This is a genomic window from Xanthomonas prunicola, from assembly GCF_002846205.1.
Taxonomy (GTDB): domain Bacteria; phylum Pseudomonadota; class Gammaproteobacteria; order Xanthomonadales; family Xanthomonadaceae; genus Xanthomonas; species Xanthomonas prunicola.
Genome location: NZ_PHKV01000007.1, coordinates 56,713 through 73,236, shown reverse-complemented (window position 1 = coordinate 73,236; position 16,524 = coordinate 56,713). Strand labels below are relative to the sequence as shown.

General features: G+C 64.5%; 18 protein-coding genes. 4 read left to right on the top strand and 14 right to left on the bottom strand.

Annotated elements, in window-relative coordinates; translation table 11 throughout:
- Nucleotides 1-171 precede the first annotated feature (171 nt).
- The 3 genes from XpruCFBP8353_RS17930 (at nt 172) to XpruCFBP8353_RS17920 (ending at nt 3,051) form a co-directional block, all read left to right on the top strand.
- Nucleotides 172-1,353: a sensor histidine kinase gene (locus tag XpruCFBP8353_RS17930; protein ID WP_101364428.1), complete on the top strand. Its 1,182-nt coding sequence runs from the start codon at nt 172-174 to the stop codon at nt 1,351-1,353.
- Nucleotides 1,354-1,430: 77 nt separating this feature from the next.
- A complete protein-coding gene (locus tag XpruCFBP8353_RS17925) occupies nt 1,431-2,033 on the top strand; it encodes a response regulator transcription factor (protein WP_101364427.1) in 603 nt (200 codons plus the stop codon).
- A 229-nt stretch (nt 2,034-2,262) separates the two neighbouring features.
- Nucleotides 2,263-3,051 carry a ThuA domain-containing protein gene (locus XpruCFBP8353_RS17920; RefSeq protein WP_101364426.1) on the top strand — a complete coding sequence of 263 codons (789 nt, stop codon included), beginning with the start codon at nt 2,263-2,265 and terminating at the stop codon, nt 3,049-3,051.
- Nucleotides 3,052-3,149: 98 nt separating this feature from the next.
- Here XpruCFBP8353_RS17920 and XpruCFBP8353_RS17915 read toward each other — a convergent pair whose 3' ends face one another.
- From XpruCFBP8353_RS17915 to XpruCFBP8353_RS17860, 11 genes are all read right to left on the bottom strand, one after another.
- The gene (locus XpruCFBP8353_RS17915; protein WP_101364425.1) at nt 3,150-3,692 is read right to left on the bottom strand and encodes a cytochrome b; all 543 of its coding nucleotides are present in this window, start codon (nt 3,690-3,692) and stop codon (nt 3,150-3,152) included.
- Nucleotides 3,689-4,780 (bottom strand): catalase family peroxidase, encoded by a 1,092-nt coding sequence (locus XpruCFBP8353_RS17910; protein ID WP_101364424.1) that lies wholly within the window; start codon nt 4,778-4,780, stop codon nt 3,689-3,691. The genes XpruCFBP8353_RS17915 and XpruCFBP8353_RS17910 overlap by 4 nt, the downstream gene beginning before the upstream one ends.
- A 232-nt stretch (nt 4,781-5,012) precedes the next feature.
- A complete protein-coding gene (locus XpruCFBP8353_RS17905) occupies nt 5,013-5,597 on the bottom strand; it encodes a hypothetical protein (protein ID WP_101364423.1) in 585 nt (194 codons plus the stop codon).
- A 70-nt stretch (nt 5,598-5,667) separates the two neighbouring features.
- Nucleotides 5,668-6,201, bottom strand: a complete 534-nt coding sequence (locus XpruCFBP8353_RS24010; protein ID WP_207759669.1) for a hypothetical protein — start codon at nt 6,199-6,201, stop codon at nt 5,668-5,670.
- Between the two features lie 171 nt (nt 6,202-6,372).
- Nucleotides 6,373-7,743 carry a leucyl aminopeptidase family protein gene (locus XpruCFBP8353_RS17895; protein WP_101364422.1) on the bottom strand — a complete coding sequence of 457 codons (1,371 nt, stop codon included), beginning with the start codon at nt 7,741-7,743 and terminating at the stop codon, nt 6,373-6,375.
- 41 nt (nt 7,744-7,784) lie between these two features.
- Complete coding sequence (locus tag XpruCFBP8353_RS17890; RefSeq protein ID WP_101364421.1) at nt 7,785-8,522, bottom strand: HAD family hydrolase; 738 nt, start codon at nt 8,520-8,522, stop codon at nt 7,785-7,787.
- 106 nt (nt 8,523-8,628) lie between these two features.
- Nucleotides 8,629-9,735: an AI-2E family transporter gene (locus tag XpruCFBP8353_RS17885; protein WP_101364420.1), complete on the bottom strand. Its 1,107-nt coding sequence runs from the start codon at nt 9,733-9,735 to the stop codon at nt 8,629-8,631.
- 589 nt (nt 9,736-10,324) lie between these two features.
- Nucleotides 10,325-10,708, bottom strand: a complete 384-nt coding sequence (locus XpruCFBP8353_RS17875) for a hypothetical protein (RefSeq protein WP_101364418.1) — start codon at nt 10,706-10,708, stop codon at nt 10,325-10,327.
- A complete protein-coding gene (locus XpruCFBP8353_RS17870) occupies nt 10,705-11,190 on the bottom strand; it encodes a hypothetical protein (protein WP_101364417.1) in 486 nt (161 codons plus the stop codon). Before XpruCFBP8353_RS17870 ends, XpruCFBP8353_RS17875 begins: the two co-directional genes overlap by 4 nt.
- Before the next feature lie 3 nt (nt 11,191-11,193).
- Nucleotides 11,194-11,556, bottom strand: coding sequence for a hypothetical protein (locus XpruCFBP8353_RS17865; protein WP_101364416.1), 363 nt, complete (start codon nt 11,554-11,556; stop codon nt 11,194-11,196).
- A gap of 118 nt (nt 11,557-11,674) precedes the next feature.
- Nucleotides 11,675-13,111, bottom strand: coding sequence for a Do family serine endopeptidase (locus XpruCFBP8353_RS17860; RefSeq protein ID WP_101364415.1), 1,437 nt, complete (start codon nt 13,109-13,111; stop codon nt 11,675-11,677).
- Between the two features lie 242 nt (nt 13,112-13,353).
- Here XpruCFBP8353_RS17860 and XpruCFBP8353_RS17855 point away from each other — a divergent pair, with 242 nt between their 5' ends.
- On the top strand, nt 13,354-14,172 hold the full coding sequence (locus XpruCFBP8353_RS17855; protein ID WP_101364414.1) for a histidine biosynthesis protein HisIE: 819 nt from the start codon (nt 13,354-13,356) through the stop codon (nt 14,170-14,172).
- A gap of 261 nt (nt 14,173-14,433) precedes the next feature.
- Here XpruCFBP8353_RS17855 and XpruCFBP8353_RS17850 read toward each other — a convergent pair whose 3' ends face one another.
- From XpruCFBP8353_RS17850 to XpruCFBP8353_RS17840, 3 genes are all read right to left on the bottom strand, one after another.
- Nucleotides 14,434-15,321: a TIGR01777 family oxidoreductase gene (locus XpruCFBP8353_RS17850; protein ID WP_101364413.1), complete on the bottom strand. Its 888-nt coding sequence runs from the start codon at nt 15,319-15,321 to the stop codon at nt 14,434-14,436.
- 206 nt (nt 15,322-15,527) lie between these two features.
- The gene (locus XpruCFBP8353_RS17845; RefSeq protein WP_101364412.1) at nt 15,528-16,121 is read right to left on the bottom strand and encodes a DUF4142 domain-containing protein; all 594 of its coding nucleotides are present in this window, start codon (nt 16,119-16,121) and stop codon (nt 15,528-15,530) included.
- 77 nt (nt 16,122-16,198) lie between these two features.
- Nucleotides 16,199-16,474 carry a hypothetical protein gene (locus XpruCFBP8353_RS17840; RefSeq protein WP_101364411.1) on the bottom strand — a complete coding sequence of 92 codons (276 nt, stop codon included), beginning with the start codon at nt 16,472-16,474 and terminating at the stop codon, nt 16,199-16,201.
- Nucleotides 16,475-16,524: the final 50 nt, after the last annotated feature.

Sequence of the window (16,524 nt, the reverse complement as noted above, 5' to 3'; positions counted from 1 at the left end):
TGTATTGCTTGCGCCTGCGCGGACGAGTAGCTGCGTCGGCATGCAATCGCAGCCCTGCAATCACCGGCGGCACGCGTGCATGAGGCCGCTCGCCCGCACCGTCTTGCAGGGGCCTGCGCGCAGGCGGGCCCGGCAGTGGCAGAATCCGCTCACCCACACGGACCTTCGCTGATGCGCCTTCGGTTTCCCGCATGGCTTCGCCCCGCCGCCAGTTCGCAGGTTGCCGCGCGGATGGCGCAGGGCCAATCGCCGTGGATGGATAGCGTGCACCTGTTTTGGTCGGCCTGGGTGTTCGTGGTGCCGGCGTTCACCGCGCGTGGCTACGACAAGACCTGGCTGTTGTGCACGCTGGCGTCTTATCCGCTGTTTCTGCTGCTATACGCACGCATGTTGCTGGCGCCGCGCGGCACCTTGTATCGCTACGCCTGGGCGATGGGCGTGCTGAGTGCTGCCCTGTTGCCGGTGTATTCGGCGGGACTCAGCTATTTCGTATTCGCTTGCCTGACCTTGCGTCCCTCCACGCGACATGCGTTGTGGCGGCACTTCGCGATGTTGCTGCTGATGAACGCGTTGTACCTGAGCTGGGCGCGCTGGCTTGGGTTGAGCTTGCAGGCGCTGGTGTGGATGCCGGTGACGGTGCTGGGCATGGCAGCCGTGGGCGCGGTGTACAGCATCAACGAGCGCAAGGACACCTTGCTGCGCCTGTCGCAGGACGAAGTGCGTCGGCTGGCAGCCACCGCCGAACGTGAGCGCATCGGCCGCGACCTGCATGACCTGCTCGGCCATACCTTGTCGCTGGTGGCGCTTAAATCCGATCTTGCCGCACGCCTGATCGAGCGCGACCCGCAGGCGGCACGCAACGAGATCGACGCGGTGGCACAGATTTCGCGCGATGCATTGGCGCAAGTGCGACGCGCAGTGACCGGTATTCGCGCGGCCGGCTTGGTCGCCGAATTGGCATCGGCACGTGTGCTGCTGGACCTGGACGGTATTGTGCTGGAGCAACACCTGGAGACGCTGGCCTTGCCGCCCGAGCACGAAACCGCGCTCGCGCTGGTGGTACGCGAGGCAGCCACGAATGTGCAGCGCCACGCCCAGGCGAGACGGGTGCGCGTGCAGTTACGCGCGCACGGCGAGCAGGCGGTGCTGGAGATCGCCGACGACGGACGCGGCGGCGTGATCGTGCCGGGTAACGGCCTGGATGGCATGCGCGCACGCTTGCATAGCCTGGGTGGCGCGCTGGATGTGCAGGCCTTGCCGCGCGGCATGCGGCTACGCGCCAGCTTGCCGTTGCCGCGTCCGGCCGCTGTTTCGGCGCCACCGCCGTCGCCAGCGATGCCGCAGTCGCACTAAAACGCGTCGCTGCTTGTGCACGAGGTGCACCAGCGCTGTTATGGTGCGCAACCGTTGCATGCAGACGAGCGCGACCGATGATCCGGGTGTTGTTGGCGGAAGACCAAGCCTTGCTGCGCGGCGCGCTGGTCGCCTTGCTCGGGCTAGAGGACGACATCGCCGTGGTTGGCAGCGCCGGCGATGGCGAAAGCGCATGGCGTGAACTGCAGCGCCTGCAGCCGGACGTATTGGTCACCGATATCGAAATGCCTGGCCTGACCGGGCTGGAATTGGCGCAGCGGATTCAGCGTCAGGCGCTACCGGTGCGCGTCATGATCGTCACCACGTTCGCGCGCCCGGGATTTTTGCGTCGTGCACTGGATGCCGGTGTGGCCGGATATCTGCTCAAGGACGCGCCGGCCGAACAATTGGTCGAGGCGTTGCGTCAGGTGCACCGCGGCGGGCGGGTGATCGACCCGCAGCTGGCCATCGATGCCTGGGTGGAAGCGGACCCCTTGAGCGAACGCGAACGGACCGTGCTGCGGCTGGCCGGCGAGGGTCGCTCTGCCAGCGAGATTGCCCAGCAGTTGCAGCTGTCGCACGGCACGGTGCGCAATTACTTGTCCGAATGCATCGGCAAACTCGGTGTGGGCAATCGCATCGAAGCCTATCGACTGGCGCGCCAGAAGGGCTGGTTGTAGCGCAGCCAGTCGATGCGTTGCGTGCGCGTGTAGCTGGAGTCTGCCGTGTGTGAGACAGCATGCGCTTGAGCGGCGCTCGATCGAAGGAATCACACCGCCTAACCGTCATCAAAGAGGTGGCGTCAGCCGCTTCGCTCACCGATCCGCAGCTATTCCACACACGCGTGCGAAGGCATGCGATTTGCACGCAGGTACACTGCGCAGCATTGGAAAACACGGCGAGTGATGCATGAAGTCTCTGTGGCTGTCGGGCCTGCTGTGGGTGTGCGCCTTCAACGCATCTGCCGAGCAATTCAAGATCTTGGTGGCGGCCATTCCCAACCAGTATCACCACGACTATATCCCCGTCGCCAAGCCGCAATTCGAAGCGATGGCACGCAAGCATGATGTCGAGATGGTGTGGGCCTGGAATGCCAAGGCGTTCGATGGCGATCTGTCGCAATACGCGGCCATCGTGCTGCTCAATACCCCGGCCACCGATCTGGATCCGGCCCAGCGGGCAAACTTCCAGAAATACGTGCGCAATGGAGGCGGCGTAGTCGCGGTGCACAAGGCGTTTGCGATCAAGCGCGGCGAGTGGGAATGGTACGACCATCTGATCGGCCGTTCGTTCCGCACGCATCCGTACATGCAAACCGCGATGGTGGATGTGGTGGACGCCAATTTCCCCGCCACCGCGGGCCTGCCCAAGCGCTGGGTGTGGAGCGACGAGTGGTACGAATACGACCCGCCCTACAGCGACGATCTGGTCACGCTACTGACCGTGGATGAAACCAGCTACGACCCCACGCTGATCTGGCCGGGCCAGGTCGCCAAGGGCATGGGCAAACACCACCCGGTGGCGTGGTACCACCATTTCGAAGGCGGCCGCGTCTTCGCCACTGCCCTTGGCCATCTGGCCGAGGCCTACAACGATCCGCGCTATCTGGATCATCTGTACGGCGGCATCTACTGGGCAGCCACCGGCAAGGGCATCGACGCATCTGCGCCAACGGACAAAACAAAACGCCAACGCTAAGCGCTAGCCCCTCTCCCGTCGGGAGAGGGGTTGGGGGAGGTACGTCCACGCAGTCAAATCACTCCGCGCAAGGCGTCTGCCAACACCCATCCAAACCATCAACGTGCAGACCGCTCCCCACGCGCCATGCTGGAAAACACGCCGTCGCGGCGCACCCAGGCATGGAACAGCGCCGCGCTCAGATGCCCCAGCACGGTGGCGAACAACAGATACGCTAACCAGCCATGCGCCGTGCGTAGCCACGCGTACAGCGCCGGGTCGTGCGGTGCGATCGCCGGCAGGTTTGCGCCCGGCCACAACACGATCGGGTAGCCGCCGGCCGACAACATCGCCCAGCCGATCAACGGCATGCCCAGCATCAACGCATACAGCAGCCAGTGCGAGGCGATCGCGGCGGCCTTCTGCCAGGCAGGCAAATCCGCAGGCAATGCCGGTGGCCGATTGCGCAGGCGGTTGATCAGGCGCAGCACCGCCAGGATCAGGATCGCGATGCCCAACGGGCGATGCAGGTCGATCAACCACGGCCGTTGTGTCACCGAGGCCACCATGCCCACGCCGACGAACAGCATGGTCAGGATCATCGCGGCCATCAGCCAATGCAGCACGCGCGCAGGCAGGTTGAAGTGGGTACGGCTGCTCATTGGCGTGCTCCCTGGCCGGTGGCGGCGTTGCCCTGACCGTTGGCGATCTCGCGCTCGCGGCGATTGAACGACTGCGAATACACCGACGAGCGTGCCGCCAGAATCGGGTCATTCGATGCGGCAAGACCCTTGGGCAAGATCAATGGGTCGTAGTTGAGATCGCGGCACGGGCCGGTGGCTTGTGGCTGCGCATGCTCGATCGAGAGCGTACCTGCCACGATCTGCTTGCGGCTTTCTGGCCATGGTTGCGATGGGTCGTCCACCGCATCGCCGGGCTCGGCGACGGTCAGCACCATGTCCCAACGCAACGGCCCCTGTGCGAGCCGCGCATCCAGATCGGTGGCGAGAAAATCGCCATCGGCCTGCTTGCGCTGCTCGGCACTCAATTCCTTGAATGGTGTATGCGGGCGCATCGACCAGCGGATGTAGCGTTCGCGCCCATCGGCGGCAATTGCGCGAAACGCGTTGACGCCGTTGTACTGCGTATTGGCCCAGCTGTCCGACCACGGCGCAGTCTTGGCCCACTGCTGGAACTTGGCTGCCTCCGGATACTGCTTGCCGAACGCCGCCAGTTTTTCCGGGTCCGGTTTACCCGTGGCCGGGTCCGGCTTGGAGGCCACGTTCAGGGCCTGAAAGCCGGCCGGCGTGGCGACCACGAAGAACGGAAAACTGTTCATTGCCGTACGCCATTCCTGCCCGTCGTCGCTGCGCAACAGCAGCGCCATGCTGCGCACGCGCGCCTGCCCATCGGCTCCGTGCGGGTCGCCGCCGCCGATCGACATGCGCCCCAGCACCGGCGTGCTGGGCTGGCTGAAGATGCGCGCCGACGACAGCCAGGTGGCCTTGCCGCTGGACTGGAATTGCCCACTCACGCACAACCCCTTGGTATGCGCGCGGCGAAAGCCCGGATGCGGCGGCCCGCTGGATTCGATGGTATCGGTCATGCGCGCGGCAGTGAGCCGGTCGCCGCCGATCCAGCCGGCGGTCCAGGCAAACGCGATGGCGATGCCACCGGCAATCGCGGCGATGCCCAGCAACGGCAGCACAGGGCTACGCGCGCGCTTGGGCGAGGGAGGTGGCAACGTCATGGCTGGCTCCGGTGGTGGGTACTGTGGGCGGCGTGCTCACTGTCGCACGGCCCTGCGTGCATTGCCGCAGCCGAGCACGCCCGTGCTGTATCATCCGGAAGAGGCCGCCTTGGGCGTGTGATGGAACATTCTGCGGAGCGCTTCAAGTGCGACGTGGATATCCCTGCTGCAGGCGTTCACGGAACGCAATCGACATACGCCAATAAGCATCAACATAGAGGCCTGTATTGTTTCAGATAGAAGCTAAAAGTTTCTTTTGCTGTTGGTTCGACTTGTGATGGAGAGCCAAGCTGTAAAGCAGTTCAGGGTTGGTGATTCTCACCAGTTCGCAGGTGTCACGGATGACGCGATCCATGCGCGGCCCGGCTCCGCCAAGGATGGCCGCAGCTAGCGCCGGGACGATCAATCCAAGAAGCTCGGGAAGATGACAAACGCAGCGCGCAAGCGCTTGCAAAGCATGTGCGCGACGAAGATTGTGTCGCTCGGTTTCGGCGACGCCAAGTAGCTGACGAATCACATCTGCCGCCTGCGCCGGAGATGCTTCGGCCATTACGGCGACCGGCCAGGAGGCAACCGTCACGATGGGATTCGGTTCGCTTTGTTCGTAAGCAGCCTCGATCGCTGCCTTGAGAAGGGAAGAGCGTTTGGCGCCAGAAGAGAATTTGGCGGCACGCGACAGCGCCTGGCACCGATACCCGGGATGTTTGATTTTTCGGGCGATCGTGGCAGCGCCATCGGGGTCATCAGGCGCCATGGCGAAGACGCGCCCGCGTCCGCGTCCGCCCACATCAGCCGTCGTGATGGGTAGCTCACTCATCAAGATTCGATGCCTTACTTAGCCAAGTGATGCTGTAGGCCAGACCGTGTTTCACCAACCCGACACTCGTTCATTGCACATCTTCCGAGCGAAGCGGTGAAAACGACCAATCGAATACTGTCAGCAGTTCCTTGGCCAATTGATCAAACTCAGGCCGATAATGATGTTCGTGCGGCGTTGGAACTACGGTCTTCCCCCGGGTGAAACCCATCGCCTGCAATCTGGCCGAAAACTGTGCGAGTGGGCCATAGGCGAATAACTGGTTGTGGCGGTCCCATATCACCGTCGCTTTGCTGGAAGGCGAATGCGCCCACAGGTCATAGCGCGCGTCTGCTGAAAGAAATGCGCCAAACCGTGACAGGAACGTTTTGACGTCGGAGCGTTCCAGCACAGGACTTTGGTAGCGGCCTGGTTCTGCCTCGCCACGCGACGTGTGCAGGAGATACAGTAAGTAATACGGCGGCTCCATGCACGCGATCAGGCGCTCGAAAATTGCAGGATCCCCGCCGGGAACACCTGCCACGATGCGGTCTGTGGATTCAAAGACCGCCGGATGCGAATGAGCGCGCCATTGCCCGTCTTCCAGATGCCCGAGTCGGTACATGCGTGTCTGTCGCCTTGATTGAAGCGGCTCGCCGTGGCGAGACCGTGATCAGGTTGGGCAACGCCTGAAGGCGTTTGAACGCGATGTCTGGATCGCGAGGCAGCCCAGAGAGTGCCACTCAACCCTAAGCGTAACGGCAGAACGAACGCCTGGTTGCAGCGCCATCCGCGCTCAGCCGCCGTAGCGCTGCTGCAGCATCGCAAAGGCCGAGCGCAGCGCCAGCGCCTCGCCGCCAGCCGGGCGGCCGGGGCGGTCGTTGTCGTTCCAGGCGTAGACGTCCAGATGCGCCCAGGGCTGGCCCGGGGCCACGAAGCGCTCCAGATACAGCGCAGCGGTGACCGCACCGGCCATGCGCGAGCCGGCGTTGGCCATATCGGCGACATGGCTGTTGAGATAGCGTAAATAGGGGCGCCATAGCGGCATGCGCCAGACCGGGTCGCGGGTCTGTTCGCCGGCGCTGATCCAGGCCTGCGCCAGCGCATCGTCGTTGGCGAATAGCGCGGGCAGGTCGGGGCCCAGCGCGATGCGTGCGGCGCCGGTGAGCGTGGCGAAATCCAGGATCAGGTCCGGGCGCTGTTCGGTGGCGTAGCTCAGCGCATCGCACAGCACCAGGCGGCCTTCGGCATCGGTGTTGTCCACTTCCACCGTCACGCCGGCGCGGGTCGTGATCACTTCGCCGGGGCGGAAGGCATCCGGGCCCACCGCATTTTCCACCGCAGCAATCAGTAGCGTCAGCCGTACCGGCAACTGCTGCGCCATCACCAGCCCGGCCAGCGCCAAGGCATGCGCCGCACCGCCCATGTCCTTTTTCATGTTGCGCATGCCGTCGGCCGGCTTCAGATCCAGCCCGCCGGTGTCGAAGCACACGCCCTTGCCGACCAGCACCAGATGCGGATGCGCGGTGTCGCCCCAGTGCAGTTGAATCAAGCGCGGGGCGCGATGCGAAGCACGCCCCACGGCATGGATGGTGGGGAAGTTCTGCGCCAGCAATGCCTCGCCGACGATCGCATCGACCTGCGCGCCATGCGCCTGCCCCAGCGTGCGCGCGGCGTCTTCCAGGTGCTGCGGACCCATGTCTTCGGTCGGCGTATTGACCCAGTCGCGCACCTGCAGACAGGCCTCGATCAAGGCGCGCGTCTGTGTCGATGGCGTGGCCGCCAGTTCGGCCGGCGCACGCGGCACCTTGCGATACCGCGCGAAGCGATACGCGCCCAATCCCCAGCCCAGATGCAGCAACGCCTGCTCGGCATCGCTCAACGGGTTGGCCAGCGTCCAGCGGCTGGCCGGCGGCAACGCCATCGGCGCATGCGCGTAAGCGTAGGCATCGGCACGGTCGCCGATGCCGAGGATCGCCCCGGCCAGCCCGTTGTCACCCGGCAACAGCAGCACGCTGCCCGGCGCGGCGTCGAAGCGCTGCGCCTGCGCCCACGACAGCACACGGGTGGGCTGCTCCGCGCACCAGCGCGTAAAGCTTTCGCGGTCGAGCACATACAGCGGCAAGGCCGCCGCGTTGGAATCGATGAAACCGGTGAGGTGCGACATGGAAATCCTCGAATGCGGCGCCGTGCGCCGAGCAGTTGGGCTCAGGCGGGAAGGGGGATGCCGGCGTGCGCGGGGCCGGGATGCGGCTGCTGCGCGTCCAGCCAGTCGGCCAGCCCGGTCATGCTGTCGAATTCCAGATCCGGTTGCTGGGTGGGGTGTGACCACACCGCGCCTTCGCGGTTGATCCAGCAAGCGCGTAGGCCCGCATCCAGTGCGCCCAGCACGTCCATGCGCACGTGGTCGCCCACATGCAGCACTTGCGCGGGAGGCACCTCAAGCCGGGCGCAGGCGGCCAGGAAGATACTCGGGTCGGGTTTTGCGCTGCCGTGTTCGCGCGAGCCCAGCTGAAACGCAAAGTGGTGCATCAACCCGATGCGCTGCAGATCGGCATTGCCGTTACTGAGCGCAGCCACCGGTACGTGCGCGGCGATACGTGCCAGCGCGTCGAGCGCATCCGGATAGCATTCCACCTGATTGCGTGCGGCATAGAACACCTCGTAGGCCGCCTCCAGCAACGCCAGATCGCCGCCGCTCTCGCGCAATGCCATTTCCAGCGTCAACCGACGCAGTGCGCTGAGGTCGTGATGCAGGTGCGGGTTGTCGGCAAAGCTGCGCTCACGCAGCTCGCGCATCGCCTCCACCGGAAAGCGCTCGGCGGTGACTGGACTGTGCTCGCGCATCCAGTCGTACAGCACCTGATCGATCCGCGCCCCGATTGGCGCAAAGGGCCACAACGTATCGTCGAGGTCGAGAGTGATGGCGCGGATGTGGAAGCTCATCGCTCGATTGTAATGCCGGGAATGGGGGGCGGGAATGGAGAATGGGCAACGCAGCGCCTCTGCAGGCCGCTTTTGCGCATCCCCAATCCCGACTCCCGACTCCCGACTACTCAAGCAAACGCGCCCAGCGCTGCATGCCTTCCACCCGGCTCAGCACCATCTTGATGCAGACCAGCAGCGGCACCGCCAGCAACAGCCCGACCATGCCCCACAACCAGCCGAACAGCATGAGCGCCAGGATCAGCATCAATGGCGAAATCGCCATGCGGCGGCCCAGCACGATCGGTGTGACCACCTGGCCTTCGATGCTGTGCAGCGCGAGGTACAGGATGGCCGGTAGCAGCGAAGACAAGGTGGTGCGGAATTCCACAAAGCCCATCAGCAGCATCAGCATCACGCCGATCAACGGACCCACATACGGCGCGAAATTCAGCAGGGCTACCACCGTGCCCCACAAGATCGCTTCTGGCAGCGGAATCTTCAGCGCATACAAAATGCCGGCAAAGACCAACCCGACCAGCGTATTGATCACGCTGATCGTGAGCACGTAGCGCGAAACCTCGCGTTCGATGTCCAGCATGATTTCGGTGGTGAACCGTTGCTGCTGGCGGTTCGGTAGCAAGGCGATCGCATGCCGCTGCAGGCTTTCGCCATACACCATGAAGAAGAAGGTCAGCAGCACCACTGCCAGCACCGATGCGGCGAGCTTGGGCGTGCGGATCAATGCCTTGTAGGGGTCGTCCATCTGCGTGCGTACGATCTGCACGCCGCGCTGGCCTTCGCCACCGGCCGCGCGTGCAAAATTTTCCGCCGCCTGGTTGGCCTGCATCATCGGCTTGGTGAGATCGCGCACATCGCGGGCGATCTGGCGCATCTGCTGCGGCGCCTGCTGCACCCACTCGGTGGCAGGGCCTGCCAACTGCGCGGCCAGGGTCACGGTACCGGCCAGGCCGAGGCACAGGATGAGTAAGGCACCGAGAAACCGCGGGATATACAGCTTGCGCAGACCGCGCAGGATGGGGTTGCCGATCAACGCGAAGAACGCGGCCAGCATGATCGGCAGAATGATCGTCTGCGCCGCCCACAGCGTGTAGCCAACGGCAAGTGTGGCCAGCACCACCATCGAAGCAGGGGCGCGCGGGCGAGGCGCCGGTGCGGGCGGAAGCGAATCTGCCGCTACGGCGGCATCCGATGAGTCGACGGAAAGAGACATGCGCGCCCTGGCAGCAGACTGGCGTGCTGCCAGCGGTGCGCCATTATCGGCCCAATGCGTCAACAGCGCGCACAGAATCTGTGCGCGCCGTGTCAGGGAGCGGGTAATGACCTGGCGGACTCGGCCGCGCGCGCAGTGGTGCAGTTTTCACAGGCCCAGTTGGTACTCGACGTGGCGTTGCCGGCGACGCCGGATTCCATCGCAAGCACTGCTTCGACGCTGCCAGCACGCCTGCTGCGCGCGAGTAGCCGTTAGGCGGACGAGCATCAAGAAAATCGAGCGGCCAGTGATGGCGCTCGACCCATTTCGAAGTTCAGAGGGATTAGCACCACACGCCCATCAGGCATCTAGCGGTTGGTGATGCCGCAAACACGATCAGCCGGTCGGCTCGAACACCGATTCTCTTCGACGAATGCCAAGCGGTCTGCATGAGCGCTGCGTGCAGCGTAGGAGCTGAACACGCGCATGTCTCGGTTGCGTGCGCTATCGGCTGCGTTGGTTCGGTGGGTGGCAGAGACAGGTCAAACCCGCTGCCATTAACCACGGCGGCACGACAAATCGTCAGCCGCCGTCGAAAAACAACACGAAATCAGGCCGCGCGATCGACCGGGACCTGCACCACCGTCACCGCCGGATCAGCCGCGACTTCTTCGGCATTGTCCGCGGCACGTTCGGCCTGCTCGGAGGCTTCCTGGGCGCGGTGCGCAGTGAACAGCGCAGAGATCGTGCTGATCATCTGCAAAATCTTGGGAATCCCGCCGAGCTTGCCGGCGATGCTGCCCAAAGCGGCCTGCGGCTCGCTGCGACCGGTGACAAACCCCAGCCCGACGCCCACCATCACGATCCGCAGCGGAGACCAGCCGGCACGCCAGGTCTGGCGCAATTCACTCCAATGCAGACGCGTCTCTTGCGCGCGCCCTTCCACTAGAAACTCTGCACGTTCAACGCGCTGACGTAAGTCTCCAAACTTCATGTGCGTGCTCCACTGGCAGACGTCGCGGCATCTTCATCGTCGTTGGGATCATCGAAAATTCCCAACTTGATGAGCTGACGGCGCGTTGCGTTGAGGCCGGTGTGGTCGAAGTAAAAGAACACCCGCCATGCAGCGATGCCGGTCACCAGCAAACTTGCCAGCGCGGTGAAGAACATCGCCTGGAACCACGACAGCCCGGCACGTTGCAGCAGGGCAATGATCGCACCGGCCAGCAACAGCCACGACGATGCACCAAACACCACAGCAACGCACGCCCAGGCCAGGCCACGCCCGAACGCACTGCGTGCCAGTTGCAGATCGGCCGACACCAACCGGCGCAACGCGCGGCTGGTGTCCTTGGCCGAGCCCAGCGTTGCGCGGCCGGCAGCGCCGACCGCACGTACGCTTTCGTCCAGTCCTGGCGTTTCCGCACGCGCGTCGGGCGCGTCGGTTCCGGCAGCTGTAGAGGCCTGATCGCTCACGGCTTAGTTGTCGTTGCTGCGTGCCAGCTTGGCGATCACCCAGCCAGCAGCGAAGGCCACGCCGAAGGCGGCCAGCGGACGCTCGCGGATCAGGTCGGTGGCGCTTTCCAGCAGATCGTTGCCCTTGGCAACCAGCACATCCATCTGTTCCTTGGCAGCGGCACCGCCGAACTCGGCAGCGGCCATGCCGGCCAGCGCGGTGTCGGACAGCTCGGCCTTGACGTTGGCGCGACCGAGCTTGAGCTCATCGCCTGCAGCGCTGGTGGCGCCCTTGACGGCTTCGCCGGCGGCGCTGGCTGCCGACTTCAGGTGGGTGCCGGCTTCGCTCAGATTTTCTTTCAGCTGTTCGGTATTGGTGGGGCTCATGCGATATCTCCTTGGGTCATTGATGACACAGCCGCCACTCACGTGCGGTCGAGCGCTAGCAATAGCATCGGGGGGGTGTAGGAGGCGTTAGTGGAAGCACTTCGCGGTACACATCACGTCAACGCATCAGCGCGTCGTACTGCGCGTTGCCACGCAGGATGCGCACGACCAGCTGCTGCGGTTTGCGCTGGAAATTGGCGCGCCAGCTGGCAAGATCGGCAAACTCGCCCACGCTACTGGCCACGATGACATCGCCGGTCACCAACCCATTGGCTGCGGCGCGACCGCCGCGTTTGACCTCGCTCACCATCACCCCGGTGATGCCGGACTGACGCAGCGATTCGGGCAGGTCCACGAAGGTCGCGCCGGTCAAGCGTGGGTCGAGCATGTCGCCGGTAACGGCGCGGTCCTGCTCTTTTAGCGTGGCCTTGAGCTTGAGCGGTTTGCCATCGCGACGGATGTCCAATGTCACCGCGCTGCCAACGGCTTGCAGGCCTTCATAGTTGTGCAGGGCCTCGGCACTGTCGACGCGCTGGTCGTTGGCCGCCACCACCACATCACCCGGTTGCACACCTGCGGCTGCCGCTGCGGAACCAGGCAACACGCGCGTCACCAAGGCGCCACGCAACGAATCCACGCCCAGCCCCTGCAGCATCTGTTGGGTGAGGTTCTGGGTTTCCAAGCCGAGCGTGCCACGCACCACCACGCCCTTGGTCACCAGTTGTTCGACCACGTTGCGCGCCAGGTTGGACGGAATTGCCAGGCCCAGACCGATATTGCCGGCCATGCTGCCTTGCGGGTTGAAGCTGGCGGTGTTGATGCCCACCAGTTGGCCCTGCAGATTGACCAGCGCACCGCCCGAGTTACCGGGGTTGATCGAGGCATCGGTCTGGATGAAGTTCTGATAGCCCAGCCCGCGAATGCCGCTGCGCCCCACTGCCGAGACGATTCCGGAGGTGACGGTCTGGGTAAAGCCGAACGGGTTGCCGATCGCCACTACAAAATCGCCCACGCGCAGCGCGTTGCTGTCGGCCAGTTTGATGTCGGTGAGGTTATCGGCCTTGATGCGGATCAACGCGATATCGGTATCGGCATCGGAGCCGATGAAGTCTGCCTTGACCGTGCGCCCGTCGCCCAGCGTCACCTGCACGTCGTCGGCGTTTTCGATGACGTGGTGATTGGTCAGCACGTAGCCTTTTTGCGCATCGATGATCACGCCCGACCCCAGCGATTCGTTGATGCGGTCCTGTGGTACCTGTGGAAACAGCCGGCGCAGGATCGGGTCGTTGAAGAACGGGTTGCGCACGCGCACCACTTGTTTGGTGTTGACGCTCACCACTGCCGGCATCGCCTGCTGCAGCATCGGCGCCAGCGACGGCACCGGTTGGCCGGCGACTGCGGCCGGCAACGCGGCGGCGGTGGGCAGTGTAAAGGCGGCATTGCTCGGCGGTGTGGCGTCGGCACGGTTGTCGAGCCAAGCGTTGATGCCAGTGGCGGCAAATCCGCCGAAGGCAGCGGCCAGCGAAAGAGTCAGCAAAGTGGGCAGCGGTCGCATGGAACGGATTCCGGGTTACGCGGTGGAAGAGGAATAGGGCGTCTGACTGCGTAAATCAAGCTGAACGAGAGTGCCTGGGTACAATTTAACTGCTGGTGAAAGTGCCGCGCATCCCTTGCCCCGATTGCGTTGACAGCCCGTCAGGCCCGGCGTAGCGTCCGCTTCATCCGATGCCTGTTCAGCATGTTGCGTGCGGTCGCGCATCGCCCGGTTTCCCGCACTGACGCCCTTAAGGAGGGACTATGAGCAACGGCAATGGTGTAACGGCAACCCTGTCCGACGCCGTCGATAGCGTAAAGAGCACCGCCACCGAGTTGACCGAGACCATCGCCAGTACCACCAGCGAGGCGGTCGCCAGCGTGCAGGAAGCTGCAGGCACGGCAGTGGAAGAGGTCAAGACGCGTGTAGCCAAAGCGCGCAAGGCGGTGGTCAAGGTCGAAAAGAACGTGGCCAAGAAGGCCGGCGCCGCGGCCACCGCAGTGAAGCGCAGCGTGGCCAAGACCACGCGTTCGCTGACGGCGACCAAGGATGCTGCCAAGGACAAGCTGGTCGCCACCAAAGACGCCGCGAAGCAGAAGCTGGTGTCCACCAAGGATGCGGCCAAGCAGAAGTTGAGCAGCACCAGCGCCGCCGCCAAGAAGAAGATCACCGACACCAAGGCCAAGACCAAGCGCAAGCTGGAAACTGCCAAGGCCAACGCCAAGGCCGAAGCGGCTGCACTGAGTGCCAAGACTGCCGCCAAGAGCACAGCGCGCAAGACCGCTGTTGCAACGGTGAACGCGCGTACGGCAGCGAAGAAGGCCGCGGCCAAGTCGGCGGCAGCGAAGAAGTCGGTTGCCAAGACGCCGGCCAAGCCCGCGGCCAAGAAAGCGCCGGTCGCCAAGCAGACCGCGACCAAACAGGCCGCAGTGAAGAAGGCTCCGCTCAAGAAGGCGGTGACAAAAACCGCGTTGAAGAAAGCGGCCAAGGTCACCAAGACCCCGGCAACGCGTGCTGTGGCCAAGACCACCGCTGCCCGCAAGGCAGTGGGCAAAAAAGCCGTAAAGCGCGTGACGCGCTGAGGTCGTCACGCTGCGGCGTGCGCTGCGTGCAGCGCACGCACCAGATGTCCTGTTGAAAAGCCGGCACTGTGCAACAGCGTCGGCTTTTTTTGTGGCCGAGTCGTTGGCCCTTCTTGTCGCTGTCTTAGGGAGTCGTTCGTTGCAGCCTGCTTAGCCTTTCCCGTGTCGTTCTACCTGCCCTTGGTGACGCCTCTCTGCTGCGTCACTGTGTTGCTTGCGTCCAGGAGGAGCCCTTTCGGTTGGCCGCGTCTTGGTCGCCGATCAGCGCTGCAGAATGGCGCGCAGCGCCGCGTCCAGCTGGACGTACTGGAAGCGGAAGCCGGCATCGAGCGCGCGTTGCGGCAGTACGCGCTGGCTGATCAGCAGCAGGTTGGCCATCTCGCCGAAGCCCAGCCGCAGCAGCCCTGCCGGCAATGCCAGCAGGGCGGGGCGGTGCAACACATGGGCCAGCGTGCGCGCAAATTCTGCATTGGTGACCGGGTTGGGCGCAGTAGCGTTGTAGGCGCCGGGCTGGCCGTGCTGCAGCAGCCATCGCAAGAGCGCGACCATATCGGCGCGGTGGATCCAGCTCATCCAGTGCCGGCCATCGCCGAACGGCCCGCCGCCGCCGAAACGGAATGCCGGCAGCATGCGGGCCAGCGCGCCGCCATCGCGATCCAGCACGATACCGGTGCGCACCCAGCTCACGCGCGGGCCGAGGGCGGCGATGGTAGTTGCTTCGGCTTCCCAATCGCGGCACAGCACGGCAGAGAAGTCATCGCCGGCGGGCTCGGCTTCGGTCAGTGCCGTGTCGCCCCGCGCGCCGTAATAGCCCACGGCCGAGCCGGAAATCAGCACAGAGGGGCGTTGCGCGGCCGGCTGCTGCGCAATCCAGGCATGCAATTGGCGGGTGATGCCCAGGCGCGATTCGCGGAAGCGCTGCTTGCGGGCATCGGTCCAACGGCCTGCAGCCAGCGGCTCGCCGGCCAGGTTGATGACTGCATCGGCCTGCATCCTGTCCAGCGTCTCCACCGCAGTGACGCCGGGCAGGGTGCGCCTGGCGCGTCGCACGTCGCGAGTCAGGACGCTGACCTGATGGCCGGCCTGCAGCAATGCCGGGCACAAGGCTTGGCCGATGAAGCCGGTGCCGCCGGTGATGAGCAGATGCATGGATGGCTCCCGGGCCGAATCGATGCGGCACCATAGGCCAGGATCACGCCAAGCGAGGTGAAGCTGGCGCGGACATCCCGCTGTGCGCTGCGCCGTCATCTCACTGCGTGGCCGAAGCGCCTCGCAGGCAGCGGCATGTACTGGGCGCTAAACGCAAACGCGCCGGACGGGCCGGCGCGTTTGCAGGGTGCAGTCCGGACAGTTGCTTATTTGGACGAGGACACCGCGTGGGCGCGTTCGAAATGCGCCGAGACCACGCGTCGGGTCTCTTCCAGGTGCTGCTTGACCGGTGCGCTTTCGGCAGCGGGCAGCAGTTCCGAATCGATGATCTTGATCGTGTCACCATGGTCGATGACCATCGTGCGCATGAACGCGTTGCGGTACGCGTCCTTGCCGTCGGGCAAGGTCAGTGTTTTGGACAGCGCTTCCACAGCAGCCTTGCCCTTGGCGCGCATGGCTTCGGCACGCGGGCTCTCGGCTGCGCCAAGCGACTTGGTCTTTTCAAGGTTCGCTTCGTGGTCGTGCAGCATCTGCTGCGCGAAATCGCCAGTGGCCCCTCCCAGATCCTGTTCGATGGCCTGCTTGGCGAGCGCAATCTCATTCTCGTCGATGGCCGCCAGCACGCCCAACACCGCGCCATCACCCTTGGCCAATTCGGTCGCACCGCTGCCGCTGACAGGCGCAGCCGTCGGTTCGGGCGACACCGCTGGGGCCGTGCGCGATGCATCGCCACCAGGGCGATCGCACGCAGTCAGGGAGAGCATGGCCAACAGCGAAGCAGTGATGAGCGTGGATTTCATGGAGGTCCTGGAAAGAATCGGCAATTGTCGAGGGTGGAATGCAAAGGAGCCGCTGTGCGGCTCCGGAGAGGTGTCGGTCAGGCCAATTGCGGCTGGGCAACGGGCGCAATGCCCACGGGTCTGACAGGTACCTTGGGTGCACGCACTGCCTCCTGTGCACTGCGGCAGGTGCGCGCCATGCGGGCGGTACGCTCGCGAATCAACATGTGTTCGCTGGCCGGTGCGCTCCCCAGCAGACTGGCGATGTGGAAGCCAAGGATTTCCTCCGCGCGGTCGCCCTGGTCGCTGACGATGTGCGGAACCAGCCGCTCCAATCGTTCCAGCTCCTGCTGCACTTGATACGGGGTTTTCATGATGATCTCCGATGAAAAACAGGTCCTACTCGTACTGCTCGAGACTGCGA

What these genes read in the sequence shown, in the direction of transcription:
- XpruCFBP8353_RS17875 (WP_101364418.1), bottom strand. Translation starts at nt 10,708, where the DNA reads ATGAAGTTTGGAGACTTACGTCAGCGCGTTGAACGTGCAGAGTTTCTA.
- XpruCFBP8353_RS17840 (WP_101364411.1), bottom strand. Translation starts at nt 16,474, where the DNA reads ATGAAAACCCCGTATCAAGTGCAGCAGGAGCTGGAACGATTGGAGCGG.
- XpruCFBP8353_RS24010 (WP_207759669.1), bottom strand. Translation starts at nt 6,201, where the DNA reads ATGTACCGACTCGGGCATCTGGAAGACGGGCAATGGCGCGCTCATTCG.
- XpruCFBP8353_RS17855 (WP_101364414.1), top strand. Translation starts at nt 13,354, where the DNA reads ATGAGCAACGGCAATGGTGTAACGGCAACCCTGTCCGACGCCGTCGAT.
- XpruCFBP8353_RS17850 (WP_101364413.1), bottom strand. Translation starts at nt 15,321, where the DNA reads ATGCATCTGCTCATCACCGGCGGCACCGGCTTCATCGGCCAAGCCTTG.
- XpruCFBP8353_RS17930 (WP_101364428.1), top strand. Translation starts at nt 172, where the DNA reads ATGCGCCTTCGGTTTCCCGCATGGCTTCGCCCCGCCGCCAGTTCGCAG.
- XpruCFBP8353_RS17910 (WP_101364424.1), bottom strand. Translation starts at nt 4,780, where the DNA reads ATGACGTTGCCACCTCCCTCGCCCAAGCGCGCGCGTAGCCCTGTGCTG.
- XpruCFBP8353_RS17905 (WP_101364423.1), bottom strand. Translation starts at nt 5,597, where the DNA reads ATGAGTGAGCTACCCATCACGACGGCTGATGTGGGCGGACGCGGACGC.
- XpruCFBP8353_RS17845 (WP_101364412.1), bottom strand. Translation starts at nt 16,121, where the DNA reads ATGAAATCCACGCTCATCACTGCTTCGCTGTTGGCCATGCTCTCCCTG.
- XpruCFBP8353_RS17925 (WP_101364427.1), top strand. Translation starts at nt 1,431, where the DNA reads ATGATCCGGGTGTTGTTGGCGGAAGACCAAGCCTTGCTGCGCGGCGCG.
- XpruCFBP8353_RS17885 (WP_101364420.1), bottom strand. Translation starts at nt 9,735, where the DNA reads ATGTCTCTTTCCGTCGACTCATCGGATGCCGCCGTAGCGGCAGATTCG.
- XpruCFBP8353_RS17865 (WP_101364416.1), bottom strand. Translation starts at nt 11,556, where the DNA reads ATGAGCCCCACCAATACCGAACAGCTGAAAGAAAATCTGAGCGAAGCC.
- XpruCFBP8353_RS17915 (WP_101364425.1), bottom strand. Translation starts at nt 3,692, where the DNA reads ATGAGCAGCCGTACCCACTTCAACCTGCCTGCGCGCGTGCTGCATTGG.
- XpruCFBP8353_RS17920 (WP_101364426.1), top strand. Translation starts at nt 2,263, where the DNA reads ATGAAGTCTCTGTGGCTGTCGGGCCTGCTGTGGGTGTGCGCCTTCAAC.
- XpruCFBP8353_RS17895 (WP_101364422.1), bottom strand. Translation starts at nt 7,743, where the DNA reads ATGTCGCACCTCACCGGTTTCATCGATTCCAACGCGGCGGCCTTGCCG.
- XpruCFBP8353_RS17860 (WP_101364415.1), bottom strand. Translation starts at nt 13,111, where the DNA reads ATGCGACCGCTGCCCACTTTGCTGACTCTTTCGCTGGCCGCTGCCTTC.
- XpruCFBP8353_RS17890 (WP_101364421.1), bottom strand. Translation starts at nt 8,522, where the DNA reads ATGAGCTTCCACATCCGCGCCATCACTCTCGACCTCGACGATACGTTG.